Origin of the sequence: Celeribacter naphthalenivorans, assembly GCF_020524585.1 — a bacterium.
Lineage (GTDB): Bacteria > Pseudomonadota > Alphaproteobacteria > Rhodobacterales > Rhodobacteraceae > Celeribacter > Celeribacter naphthalenivorans.
This window is the reverse complement of record NZ_JAIVLK010000007.1, coordinates 14,347-33,434: the sequence shown is the minus strand read 5'-3', so window position 1 is coordinate 33,434 and position 19,088 is coordinate 14,347. Positions and strand designations below refer to the sequence as shown.

The 19,088-nt window shown below is 59.5% G+C and carries 17 protein-coding genes; 6 read left to right on the top strand and 11 right to left on the bottom strand.

Translation table 11 applies throughout. The features are described 5' to 3' along the window. Nucleotides 1–25 precede the first annotated feature (25 nt). Nucleotides 26–1,069 carry a 2-hydroxyacid dehydrogenase gene (locus tag LC094_RS15410; protein ID WP_226553687.1) on the bottom strand — a complete coding sequence of 348 codons (1,044 nt, stop codon included), beginning with the start codon at nt 1,067–1,069 and terminating at the stop codon, nt 26–28. Nucleotides 1,070–1,195: 126 nt separating this feature from the next. Here LC094_RS15410 and LC094_RS15405 point away from each other — a divergent pair, with 126 nt between their 5' ends. From LC094_RS15405 to LC094_RS15390, 4 genes are all read left to right on the top strand, one after another. After that, the gene (locus tag LC094_RS15405; protein ID WP_226553686.1) at nt 1,196–2,545 is read left to right on the top strand and encodes an ABC transporter substrate-binding protein; all 1,350 of its coding nucleotides are present in this window, start codon (nt 1,196–1,198) and stop codon (nt 2,543–2,545) included. Nucleotides 2,546–2,642: 97 nt separating this feature from the next. After that, nucleotides 2,643–3,560 carry a carbohydrate ABC transporter permease gene (locus LC094_RS15400; protein WP_226553685.1) on the top strand — a complete coding sequence of 306 codons (918 nt, stop codon included), beginning with the start codon at nt 2,643–2,645 and terminating at the stop codon, nt 3,558–3,560. Further along, nucleotides 3,557–4,387 (top strand): carbohydrate ABC transporter permease, encoded by an 831-nt coding sequence (locus LC094_RS15395; RefSeq protein WP_043869034.1) that lies wholly within the window; start codon nt 3,557–3,559, stop codon nt 4,385–4,387. Before LC094_RS15400 ends, LC094_RS15395 begins: the two co-directional genes overlap by 4 nt. 40 nt (nt 4,388–4,427) lie before the next feature. Further along, nucleotides 4,428–5,477, top strand: coding sequence for an ABC transporter ATP-binding protein (locus tag LC094_RS15390; RefSeq protein ID WP_226553684.1), 1,050 nt, complete (start codon nt 4,428–4,430; stop codon nt 5,475–5,477). A gap of 67 nt (nt 5,478–5,544) precedes the next feature. Here LC094_RS15390 and LC094_RS15385 read toward each other — a convergent pair whose 3' ends face one another. The 4 genes from LC094_RS15385 to LC094_RS15370 all read right to left on the bottom strand — a co-directional run bounded on the left by LC094_RS15385 (nt 5,545) and on the right by LC094_RS15370 (nt 9,603). After that, a complete protein-coding gene (locus LC094_RS15385; protein ID WP_226553683.1) occupies nt 5,545–6,033 on the bottom strand; it encodes a VOC family protein in 489 nt (162 codons plus the stop codon). A 39-nt stretch (nt 6,034–6,072) separates the two neighbouring features. Next, nucleotides 6,073–7,053 (bottom strand): ABC transporter permease, encoded by a 981-nt coding sequence (locus LC094_RS15380; RefSeq protein ID WP_226553682.1) that lies wholly within the window; start codon nt 7,051–7,053, stop codon nt 6,073–6,075. Further along, entirely contained in the window at nt 7,046–8,542 is a 1,497-nt protein-coding gene (locus tag LC094_RS15375) for a sugar ABC transporter ATP-binding protein (protein ID WP_226553681.1), read from the bottom strand. Before LC094_RS15375 ends, LC094_RS15380 begins: the two co-directional genes overlap by 8 nt. Nucleotides 8,543–8,622: 80 nt before the next feature. Continuing rightward, on the bottom strand, nt 8,623–9,603 hold the full coding sequence (locus tag LC094_RS15370) for a substrate-binding domain-containing protein (protein ID WP_226553680.1): 981 nt from the start codon (nt 9,601–9,603) through the stop codon (nt 8,623–8,625). 409 nt (nt 9,604–10,012) lie between these two features. Between LC094_RS15370 and kdsB the strand changes: the two genes are divergently transcribed. Continuing rightward, nucleotides 10,013–10,795 (top strand): 3-deoxy-manno-octulosonate cytidylyltransferase, encoded by a 783-nt coding sequence (gene kdsB, locus LC094_RS15365; protein WP_226553679.1) that lies wholly within the window; start codon nt 10,013–10,015, stop codon nt 10,793–10,795. Further along, a complete protein-coding gene (locus LC094_RS15360; protein WP_226553678.1) occupies nt 10,788–11,456 on the top strand; it encodes a histidine phosphatase family protein in 669 nt (222 codons plus the stop codon). The genes kdsB and LC094_RS15360 overlap by 8 nt, the downstream gene beginning before the upstream one ends. Before the next feature lie 45 nt (nt 11,457–11,501). Here LC094_RS15360 and LC094_RS15355 read toward each other — a convergent pair whose 3' ends face one another. The 6 genes from LC094_RS15355 to LC094_RS15330 all read right to left on the bottom strand — a co-directional run bounded on the left by LC094_RS15355 (nt 11,502) and on the right by LC094_RS15330 (nt 19,078). After that, nucleotides 11,502–12,512, bottom strand: a complete 1,011-nt coding sequence (locus LC094_RS15355) for a substrate-binding domain-containing protein (protein WP_226553677.1) — start codon at nt 12,510–12,512, stop codon at nt 11,502–11,504. 224 nt (nt 12,513–12,736) lie between these two features. Beyond that, the gene (locus tag LC094_RS15350; protein WP_226553676.1) at nt 12,737–14,362 is read right to left on the bottom strand and encodes an FGGY-family carbohydrate kinase; all 1,626 of its coding nucleotides are present in this window, start codon (nt 14,360–14,362) and stop codon (nt 12,737–12,739) included. 112 nt (nt 14,363–14,474) lie between these two features. Then, entirely contained in the window at nt 14,475–16,100 is a 1,626-nt protein-coding gene (locus LC094_RS15345) for a fucose isomerase (RefSeq protein ID WP_226553675.1), read from the bottom strand. A gap of 127 nt (nt 16,101–16,227) precedes the next feature. Beyond that, nucleotides 16,228–17,232, bottom strand: coding sequence for a TRAP transporter substrate-binding protein (locus tag LC094_RS15340; protein ID WP_226553674.1), 1,005 nt, complete (start codon nt 17,230–17,232; stop codon nt 16,228–16,230). Nucleotides 17,233–17,288: 56 nt separating this feature from the next. Next, nucleotides 17,289–18,566: a TRAP transporter large permease gene (locus LC094_RS15335; protein ID WP_226553673.1), complete on the bottom strand. Its 1,278-nt coding sequence runs from the start codon at nt 18,564–18,566 to the stop codon at nt 17,289–17,291. Continuing rightward, a complete protein-coding gene (locus tag LC094_RS15330) occupies nt 18,566–19,078 on the bottom strand; it encodes a TRAP transporter small permease (RefSeq protein ID WP_226553672.1) in 513 nt (170 codons plus the stop codon). Before LC094_RS15330 ends, LC094_RS15335 begins: the two co-directional genes overlap by 1 nt. Nucleotides 19,079–19,088: the final 10 nt, after the last annotated feature.

Here is a 19,088-nt window from a genome sequence, read left to right as displayed (position 1 = left end):
CGTCTCGAATGTCTCGCATTCTACCTCAGTTACATGGGTTTCTGAGTTTTTCCCCTTTCAGAAAGCGCGCCAGATCTTCTGCGATCTGTTCGGCAGCGAATGTCGCCACGCGACGCGATGCACCGGCAATATGAGGGGTCAGCGTGACATTGGGCAATCGCAACAATTCATCGTCTTTTTTAGGCGGCTCCACCTCGAAAGTATCAAGCGCCGCGCCGCCGAGATGTCCGCTGAGCAAAGCCTCGCAAAGCGCTGGTTGGTCGACCAGTTCACCCCGCGCCGAGTTCACCAGAACCGCGCCTTTTTTCATCTTCGCGATCCGCTCCTCCGAGATGATCCCCATCGTCTCTGGCGTCACCCGAGCATGGAGGCTCAGAATATCGGATTGCGCAATCAGATCGTCGATTTCGACCTGTTCGACGCCGTCAATGCCATCCTGCACGGTCAGTTTCGCATAGGGATCGCAGATCAAGATCCGGCAGCCGAAGGGTTTGAGCAGACGCACCACCCGCTGTCCGATATGGCTGTACCCCAAAAGCCCGACCGTCAGATCGGACAGCTCGTCGCCGGTGCGGTCATAGCGGTAGAGATCGCCGCGCCAGATGCCTTGGGACAGCCCGGCATGGCCAAGGGTGATGCGGCGCACATTGGCGAGGATCGCCCCGACGGTAAACTCCGCCACGGCGGAGGCGTTGCGACCGGGGACATTGCACACGGTCACATTGCGGGTGCGGGCCGCCTCCATGTTGATATTGGTCGGGCCACCGCGCGACACACCGATGAATTTCAGGCGCGGCGCTTTTTCCAAAAGCTCTGCGGTCACAGGCGCCAGATGCGTCACCAGAACCTCTGCCTCCGCCAGCATGGCTTCGAGGTCTTTGGGGTTGCCACTGTATTCCTTGATTTCCGTTCCCGCCGGTCCGTCATGCGCAAAGAACGGCACCTCGGGCCATTGCAGATCGCGCGTGACCACCTCGCAGTCCGCGCCAATCGCATCGCGCACCGCAGTCTCAAAAACCGCCGAGGTGATGAATTGATCGCCGATGGCGGCAATCTTGAGTTTTTCCATGTCGTCCTCCCATTCCATGTCTTCCACATGTTATAAATAACTTGACTGATATTAATTTCATGTCAAGGTCATTTATGCGGCTGCCGGTCCGGGAGGAAACAGGGCCCAGCCCAAAGGGAGGAAAATATGAACAGCAAAACTCAGACGAATAATCGGACCAAACCGAAAAGCACGGGGACCGCGCTGTCGCGGCGCCAGGTTTTGGGCGGTGGTATGGGCGTGGCCGTCGGCGCCGCTTTGGGCAGTGGCGTGCTATCGGCGCGGGCCTATGCGCAGGCGGGCGAGACCATCACCGTGCTGATGTCCCAGCCTCAAGTGGGCGGTGCTCGCATTGTCGCCGCCGCTTTCGAGGCGGAAACCGGCGTGAAGGTGGAGATCGTCCCCGTGCCGCTCGACCAGATTCAGCAGCAACTCACCCTCGACCTGCAATCCGGCGCGAAACGATTCGACGCCTTTGACTATTGGTACATCTCGAAAGGCTCGCTGGTCGAAACCGGCGTTCTTGAGGACATCACCGACCGGATTGAGGCCGACGCGGACGAAATCATGCCGGAGGATTTCATCGCGACCGTCTACGATCCCTACAGCCTCTATAATGACCGTCGTTACGCCCTGCCCTTCGATGGCGACACCCATGCGCTGTTCTACAACACCGAGATTTTCGAGCGTAACGGTCTGACGCCGCCGAAAACATGGGATGAGGTCATCACCACATCCGAGGCCATCACCAAGGCCGAAAGCGCCAATGGCATCTATGGCATGGCCTTGATGGGCATTCGCGCCCCGCTTCAGAACATTTCCGTCTTTGCCAACCGCCTTGCCAACTATGGCGGCGAGTTTCTCGATGCGGATGGGCGCCCGGCGCTCGACAGCGACGCCGCGCTCATGGCGGCCCAGAACCTTGTCGCCACGGTGCCCTCGGCTTTGCCGACACCCGCGGAAACCGGCTTTGATCAGGCGCTCACCGCCTTTGTCGGCGGACGCGCCGCAATGACCGAAGGCTGGATCGACCTCGGCGCCTATTCCGAAGACAATGAGACCTCGAAGATCGCCGGAAAATGGGACGTGGTGCAATTGCCGGTCGGCGGCAGCCAGACCGAAAGCCGCGCGCCGCTCAACGCGGGATGGGCGCTTGGCATCGCGGCCTATGGCAGCAAGAAAGATCTTGCCTGGGAGTTCATCAAACTGGCGTCGTCGGCGAAGATGCATCTCGATTTGCTGACCACCACCGGCTCCGGCATCGATCCGACCCGCATCTCCGCTCTGACCAGCCCGGAGTACGAGGCCTTCAACGCCCGAAGCCAACGGGCCGCGAGCGCCTCGCTCAATGGGGCGATGGCCTGGCCCACCGGACCGCAAGCACCGCGCATGCTCGAAAGCCTGTCCGAACAGCTCGCCATCATGATCTCCGGCGAAAGCACGCCCGAAGAGGCGATGGAGCTGGCGCAGAAAAGCTGGGAACGCCTGCTGCGTTAAGCCCCCTGCGGACAGGGCCTGCCTCTTGGACGCGCATCGCGGATGCCGCGCCCAAGGGGTGTAATTTCATGAATGACAACACAGAGGAGGCCCCACGATGGCGACGCCACCGGCAGCTTCTTTCGGATCAGATCGCGGCGCAAACCAGCGCAAGCGTGCGGAATGGAGCATGACCCTGCCCTTGATGGCTGGGCTTGCGATTTTCGCGGGCTACCCTTTGGTGTACCTCGTGCTTCTGGCCTTTTCCCGCTCCGATCTCGGTCAACAGTTTCAGGGCTTTGTGGGCCTCGAAAATTTCGATTGGGCGCTCAGCGGCACGAATTTTTCGGGCTCCGTGGGCCATGCCATCCTGTTTGCGCTGATCGTATCCTTGGTGCAACTGGCGCTTGGGCTCTACCTTGCGGTGATCCTGAGCAAGATCGTGCGTGGCGGGCGGTGGCTTCGGACCATCGTGCTTTTGCCGCTGATGACACCGCCGGTGATGGTCGGGATCGCGTGGAAGCTGATCCTCAACCCGTCAGGCGGCTGGCTAAACGGCATCTTGCTACGCACCGGGCTGATCGACGCTCCGATTTCGTTTTTCGGCAACCATGACCTCGCCTTTCCAGCAATCATGCTGGCGGACACATGGCAATGGACACCGCTGATCGTGATCCTGTGCTTTGCGATCCTGCAAGGCGTGCCGCATGACGTCGAAGAGGCCGCCGCCCTCGATGGCGCCTATCCGAAACGGATTTTCTGGACTGTCACCCTGCCGATGATCGCGCCTGCGCTGCTCTCCGTCTACCTGCTGCGGGTGATCATGGCGCTCAAGACCTTCGATCTCGTCTATACGCTCACTTTCGGCGGCCCCGGCAATGCCACCAACATCGCCACATTCGAGATTTGGAAAACCGCGCTGCGGGAATTCGATGCCGGCCTCGCCGCGGCCCAGACGCTGATGTTCGCGATCACCGTTTCTGTCGTCACCCTGCCCATCGTTTTGCTGCACAATCATCTGGAGAAACGTCGATGACCGCCTCTGTTCAGGACACCCGCACGGATCGCCTGATCCGGTTCGGCTTTCTGGCCGCGATGCTGATCTTTTTCGCGCTGCCCATCGTCTACCTATTCTCGACCTCGTTCAAAACGCCCGACGATGTGTTGCAAGGTCGGCTCCTGCCAGAGGCCGCAACGCTCAAGAATTACCCCAATGCCTTCGCGCATGTCCCGGTTCTGCGCATGATTTGGAACTCGGTCGCCGTGGCGCTTTTGAGCGGGGTGATCACGCTGGTGATCGCGGTGCCTGCGACCTATGCCACGATCAAACTCGGGGCTTTTCGCAGGACCGTCCCCAACATCACGCTGGCCTCTTATGCCGCGCCACCGATCATCGCGTTGATCCCGCTGTTCTATCTGTTGCAAACCGCACAGCTGATGGACAGCATTCCGGGCCTTGCGCTGGTTCACGGTCTGATGAACCTGCCCGTCGCTTTTTGGTTGCTCAAGAGTTTTGTCAGCGACATCCCGGCAGAGATCGACGAAGCCGCCTGGATCGACGGCGCGGGCTATTGGCACACGCTCTTCGCGGTGATCCTGCCGCTGATTTTTCCCGGCATTCTGGCCACCGCGCTGATCTGTATCATCCTGTCTTACAACGAGTTTCTTTTTGCCTCGGCCCTGACATTCAGCGAAGCGAGCCGCACGATCACGGTCGGCATGTCGCTCTTTCAGGGCGAGCGACTGGTGAATTTCGGACAGATGGCGGCGGCCTCCTTCACCGGCATGGTGCCGATCTATCTCATCGCATTCCTGTTTCAGAAACATCTCGTCGGCGGCCTGACACAGGGCAGCATCAAATAGCGCGCGCCCTGCGACGCCACCATTCTTGGGAGGAGAACCCATGGTCTCAATCAACATCCAGAACCTCGAAAAACACTACGGCAAGGTGAAGGCACTTCACGGGCTGAACCTTGAGATCGACGATGGCGAATTCATCGTGCTCGTCGGCCCCTCGGGCTGTGGCAAGTCGACCTTGCTGCGCTGTGTGGCCGGGCTGAACCCGATCTCGGGCGGCGACATTCTGTTCGACGGCACGCCGGTCGGCCACCTGCCGCCGCAGGAGCGCGATCTGTCGATGGTGTTTCAAAACTATGCGCTCTACCCGCATCTGACGGTGGCGCAAAATCTCGCCTTCGGTCTCAAGGTGCGCAAGACCTCCGCCGAAGAGATCGAAAAGCGGGTGAAATGGGCTGCCGACATTCTGGCGATCACCCCCTATCTCGACCGCCGCCCGCGCGCCTTGTCAGGCGGGCAACGTCAACGGGTGGCCATGGGCCGCGCCATGGTCAAACATTCCAACGCCTTCCTGTTCGACGAACCGCTGTCGAACCTCGACGCCCAGCTCCGCGTCCAGATGCGCAAGGAAATCCGCGCCCTGCAACAGCGGATCGGCGTGACCTCGATCTACGTGACCCACGATCAGGTCGAGGCGATGACCATGGGGGACCGTATCGTGGTGATGAAGGACGGGCGGATCGAACAGGTCGGCAGCCCGGCCGAGCTTTATACTGCGCCGAGAACCCGCTTTGTCGCGGGGTTCATCGGCTCGCCGCAGATGAGCTTTGTCACCGCGCAGGCTGACGGGCATCAGATGACACTGAGCGACGGCACGGTTCTGACCAGCGCCACCGCCGCGACAGGCGCGGTCACCCTTGGCATCCGACCTGAACATTTCCTCGATGGCACCTCCGAGGCCAACCGGCTGACACTCGATGTCACCACTCAACAGGTCGTTGGCACCTCGACGAGCTATTTCGCCACTCTTGGCGACGGTGAGATCGAGGTGATCCGGCAAGGCAGCGACACAGAGCGCCCTGCGACCCTCGCGCTTGGCATTCGGCCCGAACATATCATGGTCTTTGACAAGGACGATCAGCGCATCGCGGCCTAAAGCGCCACAAAGCGAGACCTAAAAAAGCCCCCGCAATGCGGGGGCTTTGTCTTGGGACCGGGATCGTTCACTCAGGGTATGTGCGGATCGGCTTCAGGTCGATGGCATGGCCAGTGCCGGATTCGAGGATCACCTTTAGTTGCGGCTCGCTGTCGAGGTAATAGAACTCGATGGTCTCACCGATGCGCCCCCCCATAAGCATCTTCGCACCCGCTGCATCCATGTCCTTCTTGAACTGATCGGCCGCGTTCTGGCCGTGTTTCATCACGGCAACGTGGTGCAGGCCCTCGCCATGTTCTTCGAGCCATTCCTTGTAGATCGAGTCGCCCTCAAGCGGCTGGATCAGCTCGTAACACATGTCACCCACCATCACCTCGGCGCAAAGCATCGAATAGGTGGCCGGCTTGCCGTGCAGATGGGTGTCATGCAGCACGGGAGCAGTATGTTCGTAAACATTCCACGGCCCCCAACCCAGAAGCTGGTGATACATTTTCATCGTCGCATCGAGATCGCGCACGACGACACCGATCTGAGTGATTTTGGTTTCCTCGGACATTCCTATCTCCTCCTTTGGAATGAATTTGCGGGCGGGGGATTACCCCCGGCCCATTTTGCGTGTGATGGCGTCGAGAGCGACGGCGATCACCACGATCGCACCCGTGACCACCTGTTGCAGGTAGACGTCGACACCGCCCAGCACGATCACATTGCCGATCACCGCGATGATGGCCGCGCCCAGAAGAGCGCCCCAGATCGTGCCGATGCCGCCCGTGGTGGCGATCCCGCCGATGACAGGCGCGGCAATCGACGGCAAAAGCCAGGATTGCCCCATCGAGGCCTGCGCCGACACAAGGCGAAAGCACAACAGCATCCCCGCCAGCCCGGCCAATGCACCCGCCACGGCATAGGCGGTGATGCGGACACGTTGTTCGTGGATGCCGATGATCTTGGCGGCCTCGCGACTGTTGCCCACGGCATAAAGGCGGCGCCCGTAGACCGTTTTCGTGGTCAGGAACAGGATCACGAGAAACACGCCCGCCATGATATAGACCGGCACCGGCACCCCCATGAGCGTGCCGCCGCCCAGAACCGTCACCTCTTTCGGCAGCCCCACGATGGTGCGGCCCTTGGTGATCCAGAGATTGAGACCCGAATAGACACTGAGCATGCCGATGGTCACCACCAGTGAGTTCAGGTTGAACATGGTGATGATCGCGCCGTTCACTGCGCCGGCAATGGCCCCGACCGCCAACCCCGCCGAAATGGCGAGCGCCGGATCGAGCTGCGCATCGACCAAAAGCTTGGTGCAGACGATGCCACACAGCCCCGCGATTGCGCCGATGGAGACGTCAATGTCACCGAGCAAAAGCAACAGGCCCTGCGCGATGGCCACGATGCCGATAAAGGCGAGATCGCGGGAAATGATCGTCATGTTGTAGCTTGTCAGGAATTGCGGCGCGACCAGAGACGCAACCACACAGATCACCACAAAAGCGATCAGAACCCCGACGATCTGGCCGCCGCCTTTCAGATTGAAACCTCGTCTCTGCGTCATGTTCACCAGCCCGTCAGACATGGGCATCCTCCCTGTTTGCGGCCGTCGCATCAGAGGCGCCGCCCGTGTTGATAATCGAGGACAGCAAGCGCTCTTCGCTCAGCTCCTCCGCCGCGATCTCTGCATTGATCCGCCCGTCATAAAGGCTCAGAACCCGGTTGCTGCATTTCAACAGCTCTTCGATTTCCGAGGAGATCAGCACCACGGCGATCTGTTGATCCTCGGCAACCTGTTGCATCAGGCGGTAGATTTCGTCCTTGGCGTTGACGTCGATGCCGCGCGTCGGTTCGTCAAAGATCATCACCCGCGGGTTGGCCATGAGGCCGCGCCCGATCAGCACCTTTTGCTGATTGCCGCCGCTAAGGTTCATGATCTTGGTCTCGGATGAAGCGGTTTTGACCCGATAGTCGCCGATGATCTTGGCTGTGGCCTCTGCCTCGCGCGCATTGGACACCACACCCAGTCGCGCCACGTCCCGCAACAGACCTGCGCCGACGTTCTGGCGCACAGACATATGCGGGAAAATCCCATGCGCCTTGCGTTCCTCAGAGAGATACATCACCCCTTTGGAAATCGCGCGGGCCGGTTTGTTGAACACCCATGGCTCACCGTCGAACCACGCTTGCCCTGCCGTCGGTGTGCGCATCCCGAAGAGCGTTTGCAGCACTTCGGAACGCCCGGCGCCCACCAGCCCGGCAAACCCCAGAACCTCACCCGCGTGAAGATCGAAAGAAATCTCTTCGAAGCCATCGCCAGACAACCCCTCAACCCGGAACACAGGGGCGCCACGCGGGGTGCGCGGACGGTAGAGCGTGCTCAGGTCCATCTCCTTGCCGGTCATCTTGGAGACGATCCAGGCCTCTGAGACCTCCTCGCCATCGGAATTGCCGACCACACAGCCGTTGCGCAGAACGGAGACCACGGAATGCAGCCGCATCACCTCGTCGAGCCGATGGGTGATAAAGACAATCGCCGTGCCGCGGGCCTGCAACTCTTCGACAATCGCAAAGAGCCGCTCAATCTCGGTCGCGGTCAGAGAGGCGGTCGGCTCATCGAGGATGAGAATATCAGATCGGCGGCTCGCCAGCGCGCGGGCGATTTGCAAAAGCTGCTTTTCAGCCACCGAAATGTCCCGCACCAGATCCTCCGGCGCACAGGTCATTTTCAAATCATCGAGAAAGGGCCGCGCCGCCTCTTCAAGCGCCTTGCGCCGAAACAGCGCGCCATTTTCCAGCGGCAGGAACATGTTTTCCGCGACTGTCATGTGATCGAAGAGATTCAACTCCTGCGGCACATAACCGATCGCCGGAGGTGCCTCCCCATCGTGGTGCAAATCGCCCTCATCGGGTCGGTAGATGCCGGTCAGCACCTTGACCAGCGTGCTTTTCCCCGCGCCATTTTCGCCGACGATGCAATGCACTTCGCCGCGTTCGAACCGCAAATCCACCGCATCCAGCGCGATCACGCCGGGAAAGCGCTTGGTGATGCCACGGGCTTCCAAAAGACTCATATCGATCTCCCTGAGATTGGCCTGAGAAGGAGACCGGGGCATCGCAGGGATGCGCCCGGTCGATGTTCTGAAACCGGATCTTAGAAGCCGTCGATATTGCCTTCGGCCACCATGTCAGGCGTCATGTAGCCGATGCCCGTGTCGATCCAGGACGGCGTTTCCACGCCCATGTTCTGAAGCATCAGCGCCACCGTGGACCATTCGCCGATCATGCGCGGGCGGGTGGCAATCGACAGATCGAGCACCCCGTCACGCATCAGTTCCTGAAGCTGCGGCACATCGTCGATGCCGACGAATTGCACCTCGCCGACACGCCCCGCTTCGCGCAGCGCGAGCCCCACACCAACGGGACCGGCGGCATCCACCACGGCGATGGCATCGAGATCGGCATTGGCAGCCAACATGCGCGAGGCTTCTGTCTGGGCCTTTTGCACATCGTCATAATCAAAGCCCTCGTCGACGATCTCGACATCCGGGTATTGCGCGAACAGGTCCGTCAGCGCCTTGTAACGGTCCGCATGGGCGGAGTTGGTCGGCACACCGTGCAGGATCGCGATCTTGCCCTTGTTGTCGATCCGCTTCAAAAGTTCCTCGCCTAAAATCCGCCCCTGATCGTAGAAATCATTGGAGATATAGGTGAATTGAGAGCCCTGCGGCGCGGTCGAGACAAAAAGCACGACCGGGATGCCGCGATCACGGGCTTCATTGAGGATCGGCATGCTGGCATTCACGTCGATGGCATCGATGGCGATGCCGTCGGGTTTGGTCGCGATGGCACGCTCCAAAAGCGTGTTTTGTTCGACCAGATCGGCCTGCGCCGGGGCTTGGTAATCGATGGTGATCTTGGTGCCGAGCTGGGCGCTCAGCTGTTCCGCGGAGTCCGCCGCCGCGTCGTGAACGATGTCGAACCACGCCTGCGCCAAGATCGGGATCATCACAAAGCGATATTCGTCCTTGATCTCAGGAACTGCGTCCTGAGCCGATACGCTTGTTGCGCCCAACGTTGTGCCAAACACAATACCACAGGCTGCGGCCGAAAGACCGCGCATAAGTTTTCTCATAGTTTCCTCCCATTGCGAGCATGCCTCCACGCATGCTCAGTTTCAGGCCCCTCTCCTCCAGAGAAACCAACTCCAATCCCGCGCCGGATATGCGCGCCTCTCGCCGGGGCTCCTCTCCCCAGCGCGAGTCTTTGGATGTTATTTATTTCATAAATGTTATTTATATAATATCAGCTGTCAAGAAACATTCTTCGCCACAGCTTCAATCCCTCCGCCTATCTGTTTCCAAGGTGACGGCTTTCGGGGAGATATGGCATGTCATTCAACGCAGGACCTGTCCCGCCCGGCTCTGCCTTAGACAGAGCTGCAGCACGTCGGACCGCATAAAAGCGGGCCCGATAAATTGAATGCCTTTCGAAAAGGCGGTATCTGCCTTTAAAGAGTACGCAAAGGTTTCGGAAAGGTCGCAATGTCCGTTTTAATCGTCATCCCCGCTCGCTATGGGTCAAGCAGATTGCCCGGAAAACCCATGTTCGACATCGCAGGTGTCAGCATGCTGGAGCGGGTTTGGAACATCGCGAAAGCGACGCGCGGCAACTCGCGAGTGGTGATCAGCACCGAAGATCAGCGCATTGTCGATCACGCCCAGAGTTTTGGCGCCGAGGCCATACTGACCGATGTGCAATGTCGCAACGGCACAGAGCGCTGTTACGCCACGCTCGAAGCGCTTGGGGCGACAGAGAGCGCCGTCTTGAATTTTCAGGGCGATGCGGTTTTGACCCCGCCTTGGGTGCTTCAGGCAATGATCGACGAATTTGACCAACCCGACAACGCCTTTGACATTGTGACCCCCGTCACCGCGCTGGACGATGCGATGCTGCGTGATCTGCGCAAAAGTAAGGAAGTCACCCCCGCAAGCGGCACCACCGCCGTCTTCGACAAACAGCGAAATGCGCTCTATTTCTCCAAACTCATCATGCCCTATGTGAGATCGCCCGGACACACGCAGACCTATCGCCATATCGGTCTGTACGGCTATCGCCCGGAAGCCTTGCGCACATATGTCAACCTTGAGCCCTCGCCTCTGGAACTCACAGAGGGGCTTGAACAGTTGCGGGCCTTGGAAAACGGCATGACAGTGCGCACTGTCATTGTCGACTACCACGGTCGCACCCATGCCTCTGTCGATGCCAAAGAGGATATCGCCATCGTCGAAGACATCATCCGGCGCGAGGGTGAGCTTGTTGACTGAGACCTGCGACACATCCCGTTTGGAGGCCAAGACTGGGCTGACATTGGTTCTGGTCCGCCACGGCAACACCTTTGGCCCCGAAGATCGCGTGGTCTGGGTGGGCGCGCGCAGCGATATGCCTTTGGTGCACAAAGGGAAAGATCAGGCGCAGCAATTGGGCAAAGCCTTCGCAGCCTCCCGGATCAAACCGGATACGCTGATCTATGGCCCATTGCAGCGCACCACAGAAACCGCAGAGATTCTGGCCGATCATGCGGGGTGGCAAAGCGTGCCTCGCCAGTCCTCAGAGGCGCTGCGCGAAATTGATTACGGTGTGTGGGAAGGCAAATCGAACGACGAGATCATTGCCCAATTTGGCCCGGATGAGATCACCCGATGGCAAAAGGACAGCATCTGGCCCGATGGGTTTGACTGGCATCCGAAACCGGATCATATCGCGCAGGCCTGGGCGGAGATGATCGGCCAGATTGAGGCAACGCATGGTCCCGACGCCACGGCGGTGATTGTGACCAGCAATGGCATTTTGCGACTGATCGCAGAACAATACGGGATTGCCCCCCGTCAGGCGAAGGTGCTGACCGGGCATTTCTGTGTGATCGAGGCTGGCAAGGCGCTGTGTTGGAATCACAACCCTGCGGAGCCCTGCCCGCCCCTCACGTGAATGAGGCGCCCGACCGTTTTGTGCACACGGGCCGCACAGGAGGGATCACGGCGTGTCGAGGCGCATCATCTCAGCAGGAAACACCTCCCTGCTGTTGCCAATCGGCGCGTCGCTTTGCATCTGCTGGAACAAAAGCTGGAAAGCCGATTTGGCCAAAGCGTCTTCATCCTGCCGCGCAATCACCACAGGATTGGGCAGAGAATGCAGCATCCCGTCATAGTCAAATGCCCCGATCATCATCTCAGACGGGATCGAACCCGTGGTGAGTTTCAGCTGATAGAGCGCCCCTTCAAGCACCAGCAACGATGAACAGAGAATGGCCGCCGGCCTCTTTTGCGGGTCCTGCAGCAAAGCCTGCATCATCCGCTGCCCGGCCTCGACACTGTCCTCCTCATCGGACAAGAGCTGTGTGTCGTCGACGCCGAACTGCGCCTCTGCGATGGCGGCCCGAAACCCGTTCATCCGGGCCTGAACACTGGGAATATCCGGGTGTCCACAGAGAAACGCGATATTCGCGACGCCAGATGCGATCATTTCGCGGGTGAGCTGACGTGCGCTGGCCTCGTGGTCGCTGGACACGACCGGAAAGCTGCGGACGTCATAATCGCGGTCGATCAGCACAAGCGGAACCGCCTTTGCGGACCTTTGCGCGGCCTGCGCCTGAAGCGGCGAACATGGCGCAACGACAAGCCCGTCCACGCCACGCTCAAGCAAACTGCGCAACGCCTTTTGTTCGAGCTGCGGGCTCTCCCGGCTGGAGGTCGTGATCAAAACCAGATCTTCGGCGCGACAGTATTCCTCAAGACGCGCCATGATGCGGGCAAAGAAGGTGTTGGCCAGATCGGGAGCAATAAATCCGACGGTGCGGCTGCGGCTGGTCTTCAGATTGCGCGCCGTTTGGTTGATCGTGACCCCGTGTTTCGCCACATAGTCTGTGATGATTTTCTGGGCGCGTTTGCTGATCCGATATTGCTCTGCCCGCCCATTGAGCACCATCGTGATCGTCGTCCGCGAATACCCTGTGGCCTCTGAAATCTCCGAGATCGTTTTTGCCATGCTCACAGGTCCTTACACAGATCAGCGGCCTGTCAGCCTCATTGAGACCACAAGCCGCAACCACCAGATATAAATGGGGCGATACGCCCCGGGCACATGCCGGTCAGGCCCAGTGTGAAACCTGTTTACTTGGCATGTCTCCCTAGCACAAACTTCCGTCGCCGCAATCTTTCACACCACCGACGCCCTCAGGTTCTCAACACCTGTGTCGCGGGCGGCCGCGCTCACAATGACAGCGCCCGGATTTGACGATCCGCGTCCTGCAACAGACAAAATGCCTCGTATTTGCGCTGGTGCAGTGCGGCAGACGCCGGGTTCGGCACTGTGATTTCCTGAATTGCAGACATCTGTGTCGCACCGCTTTGCAGATCCGGCGCGCGACCAGAGGCCACCGCCCCCACAATCGCGCCGCCCAGCAACACCGGCTCCTGCGTCCGGGGCAGAGCCACCTTCATCCCGGTGGCATCCGCCAAAATCCGGCGCAAAAGCGCGCTTTGCGCGGCTCCCCCGCTCACGACCAGCGTCTCGATCGGCAGACCTTTGTCCTTTTCCGCCTCAATGATCTGACGCGTGCCATAACACAGGCCGCACAAACCGGCCACGTAGAGCTGCAACAAACTCGTTTCGGAAGCATCCAGCGTCAGCCCGCTGATCACGGCGGTCGCATTGGGATCGGCATAGGGCGCACGGTTGCCGAGAAACTCCGGCACGACATGCAGAGCCTGCGCCAAATCTGCGGCGGTCTCCACCGTCAGACCCTCCGCCAAGACCCGGCATTCGAGATACACCGGCAACGCCTGAGACGCCTCCGCGGCTTTGCGCATCATGTCAGGATAAGCGGGATGCAGGCTGAGCAAATGATCGAGCGCCGCGCCATAGGCGGATTGTCCGCCCTCCAACAGCCACCAGCCGGGGATCATCGCCCCATAGTAGGGACCCCAAACGCCATCGACGAAATTCGGATCACGCGACAAGGTCATCGCACAGGCAGAGGTGCCCATGATCAGCGCCATTTGGGTTTCCGGCGGCAGGTCTTCGCCCTCAGGGCCGCGACAGGCAAACGTGCCCACGCCACCACAATGCGCGTCGATCGACGAGGCGCCCACGGCGGTCCCCTGCGCCAATCCCAATTCGCCCGCAGCCTCGGCGGTCAGCCCCTGCGCGAGCGGCGTTGCAATATCGGCAATCTCCGTGCCGATACGCCGGAACCCGTCACGGGCGAGATCCCCAAGGCCGATGGCCTCGAAATAGCTCTCGTCCCAGCGCTTTTCATGCGCGAGATAGGTCCATTTGCACGTCACCGTACACACGGACCGCACGGTCGAGCCGGTGGCTTTCCACGACAAGAAATCGGCCAGATCAAAAAAATGTCCTGCCTGCTCATAGATATCGGCGCGGTTCTCTTTCAGCCAAAGCAACTTTGGCGTTTCCATCTCGGGGGAGATGCGCCCGCCCACATAGCGAAGGACCTCATGCCCGGTCTCATTGATCCGGCGCGCTTGCTCCGTGGCACGGTGATCCATCCAGACGACGACATTGCGCGCGGGGTCTTCCGAGTCTCCCACCGCAAGCGGTGTCCCCTGCGGATCGAGCACCACCAGAGAACAGGTGGCATCAAACCCAAGACCGACGACGGCGGAGGCATCGACACCGGACTGTTTCACCGCCTCGCGTGTGCAAAAACAGATCGCCTGCCAAATATCCTCGGAAGATTGTTCGACATGACCGCCGGCGCTCTTCCAGATGTGGAGGTCCTTCTTTGCCACCCCCAAAAGGCGTCCGTCCGCATCGAACACCCCTGCGCGGGCGCTGCCGGTGCCCACATCAACCCCGATGAAATACTCGCTCATGCGTCAATTCCTTTCTTGCCTGTCAGTGCACATCACCCCGCCGGGCTATGGAGTGGGGCGCACCTGATACGCCCCGCCCCTCTCGCGCGCCCCTTGTGATGTGCCGGGCGCTTTAGCTTACAAACTCGCGGCCATCGGCGGCGGTGCCGCAGAAATTGACCTGAATACCAAGCTCATGCGCCAGAGCGGCCCGCACGCGCATTGCCTCATCGGCCTTTGCGGCATCCGTGGCGTAGACCACCTGAATGTGGTTCGATTTGTGCCGCGCCATCATTTGGTCGCGGGACACACCGTAAAGCACGCTGTGCATCATCGGCCACGCATAGTCGGTCGAGGTCCAGCGGCGTTCCGTTTCCTCTTCGGGCAGGGAAATCGCCTTGCCGCGTCCGATGTCCATATGCAGCGCGCCACCTTCGACGAAAATCCGGGACCAGATGATTTCACCCGGTTTGGCAATGCCGCGCAGCGTGCCGCCGCCGAACGGGAAGAACATGGCCGGCTGACGCATCGAGGACGATCCCGCATAGCCACCTTCGTGGTGGGCCGCCGGAGCTGCGCCGGAGATTTCGAAGGTCCAGACATAGTCCTCCGTCGTCCCGGTCGGGTCGAAATCGCCCCAGCGAATGTCATGCAACGTGGTTTCGAGCGGCTGGCCCAAGGCGTTGTGAACGCGGTTGATCAAGAGCGCGTCAAGCCCGGCACATTCATCCACCTCATTGAAATGCACAATCGGCTCGCCATCCCGGATGATCTCGCCTTTTGCGCCTTTAACCGGAGGCCGTTCGGCATTGTTGAGCAGCCCCTCGACGAGATCGGACGCAGGCAACAGGTCTTTGAGCCCCTGTTGATACTGAATGCCGACGGTTTCACAGCCGTAGCTCTCCGCCATGCGCACCACGGCGATATACATCTTACACTGGACCAGCACCTGCTCAGGGGTGAGATCTTCGGCGCCGTTGTCACCGAAATGGAAGGTCAGACCCTTTTCGACCAGCCAGTCGAACACCTCTTGCGCCTCGGCGTCTGACACCTGCGTCGTTTCGAAATAGAGAGCAGATTGCGACAGACGCTCTTTGAAGACCCCCAGCGGGAAGAGCAATTCATCGGGGATAATGGCGTTGTACATGCCCATACATCCCTCGTCGAAGACCCCCATGATCGACCGCCGGTGGCGCAGGTCCTCTGCGATGGCCTTGGCCTGAGCCAGGGTGTCTTGCGCAGCACTCGGCTTGTAGGGGGCGACGTGGGAGGTGTCTTGGCTCACCTCGCCATCGCGCAGCCATTGCGCGAGACGGCTCAGGAACCATTCGTCTTTGAAATCAACGGTCCAAAGCGAGGAATAGTTCACATTTGCCTTGGTCATAGAGCCGTTCAGGTTGAGAAGCCCAACAAGACCCGGCCAGGTCGGCGACCAGTTGCCAACCGTCAAAATCGGGCCTTCATGCGCCATCAGCCCCGGCAGCACATGAAGCGAATATTGCCACACGGCCTCGGCAACGATCAGCGGCGCCTTGCGGTCGATGTGTTCGAAAACATCAAGGCCTTCTTTCTGGCTGGCGATAAATCCGTGACCGAGGTGTTCTTTAAACGGATGCGCGCGCTCCACCTGCCCGCCCAGACGTTCGATCTCTGCGGTCAGTTGGGTTTCCAGTTCCTGTTGCGCGGGCCAACATTTGACATTTGCACTTTCGCGCAGATCGCCGCTTGCAACGAGATACACCTTTTTGGACGAGCTCATATGCCTACCTTCATGAATGATTGTGAGAATTTTCTCGCGGATGAGAGAGGATGCAGCAATGCATCCTGCGAGAGAAAAAAGCCGCAAAACGTTTGGATGCGGCTTTTCCTTTATGTTCGGTCGCCTGTTACTGGCCGACTTCGGTCATGAGAATGTCGACGATCTCATCACCGGCGCGTTCGCGCACGAGGTCCGCAACGCCCGCTGTTTTCTCGCGGAATTGCTGCATTTCTTCCTCGGACAGATCCACGATCGTCATATGTTCCGAAAGCTGCGCACGCTGGCTTTCCTCAAGCTGCGCCTGCAATTCCCATTGGAAATCGGTCGCGTCCTTAAAGCTGTCGTCCACGACTTTCTGAAGATCTTCGGGCAGGGATTCGTACCAGTCCTTGCTGATCATCGAGATGTTCGCGAGGAAGATATGGTTCGTGTTGGTCAGATAGCCCTGCACTTCGTAAAAGCGCTGAGACAGGATGTGACCATAGGGGTTTTCCTGCCCGTCCACGACGCCCTGCTGGAGCGCACCGTAGAGTTCAGGGAAGGAAATCGGCGTCGGGGCGGCGCCCAGATCGGACCAGATTTTCACGTGCACCGGATTTTCCTGAACCCGGATGCGCAGACCGGCTTCCGCGATATCAGCCGGGGTATGCACTTCGGTGTCCGCCGTCGTGAGGTTGCGGAAGCCACCGTTCATGATGCCTTCATAGCGCAGACCTTTTTTGTCGAGCGCTTCAGAAATCGCCTCGGCAAGCGCACCGTCATTGACGAGCGCACGACGCGCTTCGCTATCGGTGGGCATCACGTAGGGGATGTCGAACACGGACAGTTCGGGAATGAACTGGGTCGCGCCAGAGGTGGACATGGGACCGAACTGGATGTCGCCAAACAAGGTCGCTTCCATGATTTCACGGTCGCCGCCAAGCGCACCGCCGCCTTGGTCGAGCACTTCGATACGGCCCTCGGAACGCTCTTCGATCAGCGATTTCAGCTCAAGGAACGCCTGATAGATCGGGTGCTCTTTATCCGACAGCGTATGCGCCATGATCATCGTATAATCCGCAGCCCACGCCGGGGTGGTGAAGGTGGCCGCCGCAACGGCCGCTCCGGAAAGCAATTTCTTGACGTAGTTCATAAGGTCTCCTCCTTTGATATGAGATCGTCAATTCGAGAAAAGGACAGCTGGCGAGATCAGTTCATCACCCCAACGAGCCACAGTGAGAGTCCGGGGACATAGGTGATGAGCGCGAGGCCGATCAAAAGCAGCGTCAAAGGGATGGGCAGCCCCTTGCAGATGTCGACCACCGAGACTTTCGTGAGCCCCGTCGCGACAAAGATGTTGGCCCCGATCGGCGGTGTCACAAATCCGATTGCGAGGTTGGTCGTCATGATGAGACCGAAGTGCAACGGATCGATGCCATAGGGCGCAAGGATCGGCAGAAGGATCGGCGTCAGCACGATGATCGCCGACAAGGTTTCCAAAAACATCCCGACGACCAGCAGCATCAAGTTGATCAAAAGCAACAGCATCAAAGGTTCACTGACGACACCATTGATCATCTCGCCAATCATGCTCGGCACACGCAGCAGGTTGAAAACCCGCCCCAAGGCCGCACCTGTCGCCGTGATCACGAGGATCGGCGCGATGATCAATGTCGTTTTGCCAATGGTGTTGAACAACTGAACAAAGGTCATTTCACGGAAGATAAAGATCGAGACGATGGTGCTGTAAGCCACCGCAATGGCAGCCGCCTCTGTCGGCGTGAAAGTGCCGGAATAGATCCCGCCCAGAACCACAACCGGCGCCATCAACGCCCAGAAGCTCTCACGGAACGCCTTGCCAATCGACACCTGACCCGCTGTCGTCGTGATCTTGTCCTTGTGCTTCGTGCCATACCAGAAGGCATAGCCCGAAAGCAGCGTACCGATGGTCAGTGCCGGGAAAATGCCCGCCATGAACAGCTGGCTCACCGACACATTGGCCGCCATGCCGTAGATGATCATCGGAATGCTCGGCGGCACGATGACACCCAGCGTCCCTGCCGTCGTCACCAACACCGTCGAGAAACGTTTGTCATAGCCGTTCTTGATCAGCAAAGGGATCGCCATTGCGCCGATCGCGGCCACGGTTGCCGGCGAGGACCCGGAAATGGCGCCGAACAACATACAGGCGACCACGGTCGAAACCGCCAGACCGCCATTCATCCGGCCAAGCAGAGCATCGGCAAAGCTGAACAAACGGCGCGCAAGACCACCCGTCGTCATGATGTCGCCAGCCACCATAAAGAGTGGCACCGCGAGCAGCGGGAAGGAATCGATCGACGTGGTGATCGTCCGAATAACCTGACTGGGGTTGATCGGTGCCCCGAGCCAGCCGGGGACAAAGGCCGCCAGCCCGAGAGACATGGCGATTGGAACCGTCACCAACAACAGGATGACAAAAGAGGCCAGAGCAAAAACCGGATACATCACATCACCTCTGTGTTGGTTTCATCGTGATCGTCGGACGGGGTCGGCTGAACCAGCAAAAGATAGATCGCCTGCAACGTCCGAAGGGCGGTCGCGGCCATGCCCACCGGCAAGGCAAGATACACCAGCCACATAGGCAGGTTCAGCGTCGGCGACAGCTGCCCGATGGACCTGACGCGTTCCACGAAGGGGACGCCGTAATAAAGCGCCGTGATGCAAAAGGCGAGCACGCCAAGATGCGAAACTAGGGTGAAAAACGTAATGGAACGCTTGCCGAACATCACGGGTGCGAAATCGACGATGATGTGTCGGGATTCTCTCACGGCATAGCTGCTGCCGATCATGGTGCACCAGACCAGCAAAAAGCGGGAAAGCTCCTCGGCCCATACCAAAGGACTGGCCAGGAAATAGCGCATGAAAACCTGCGCGATCAACGTGATCGAGATCGTCACAAGGATCACCGTCAACAAGGACCGCTCAAGGTTGCGATCCAGATATCTGACAAACTTCACAGTCAGTCCT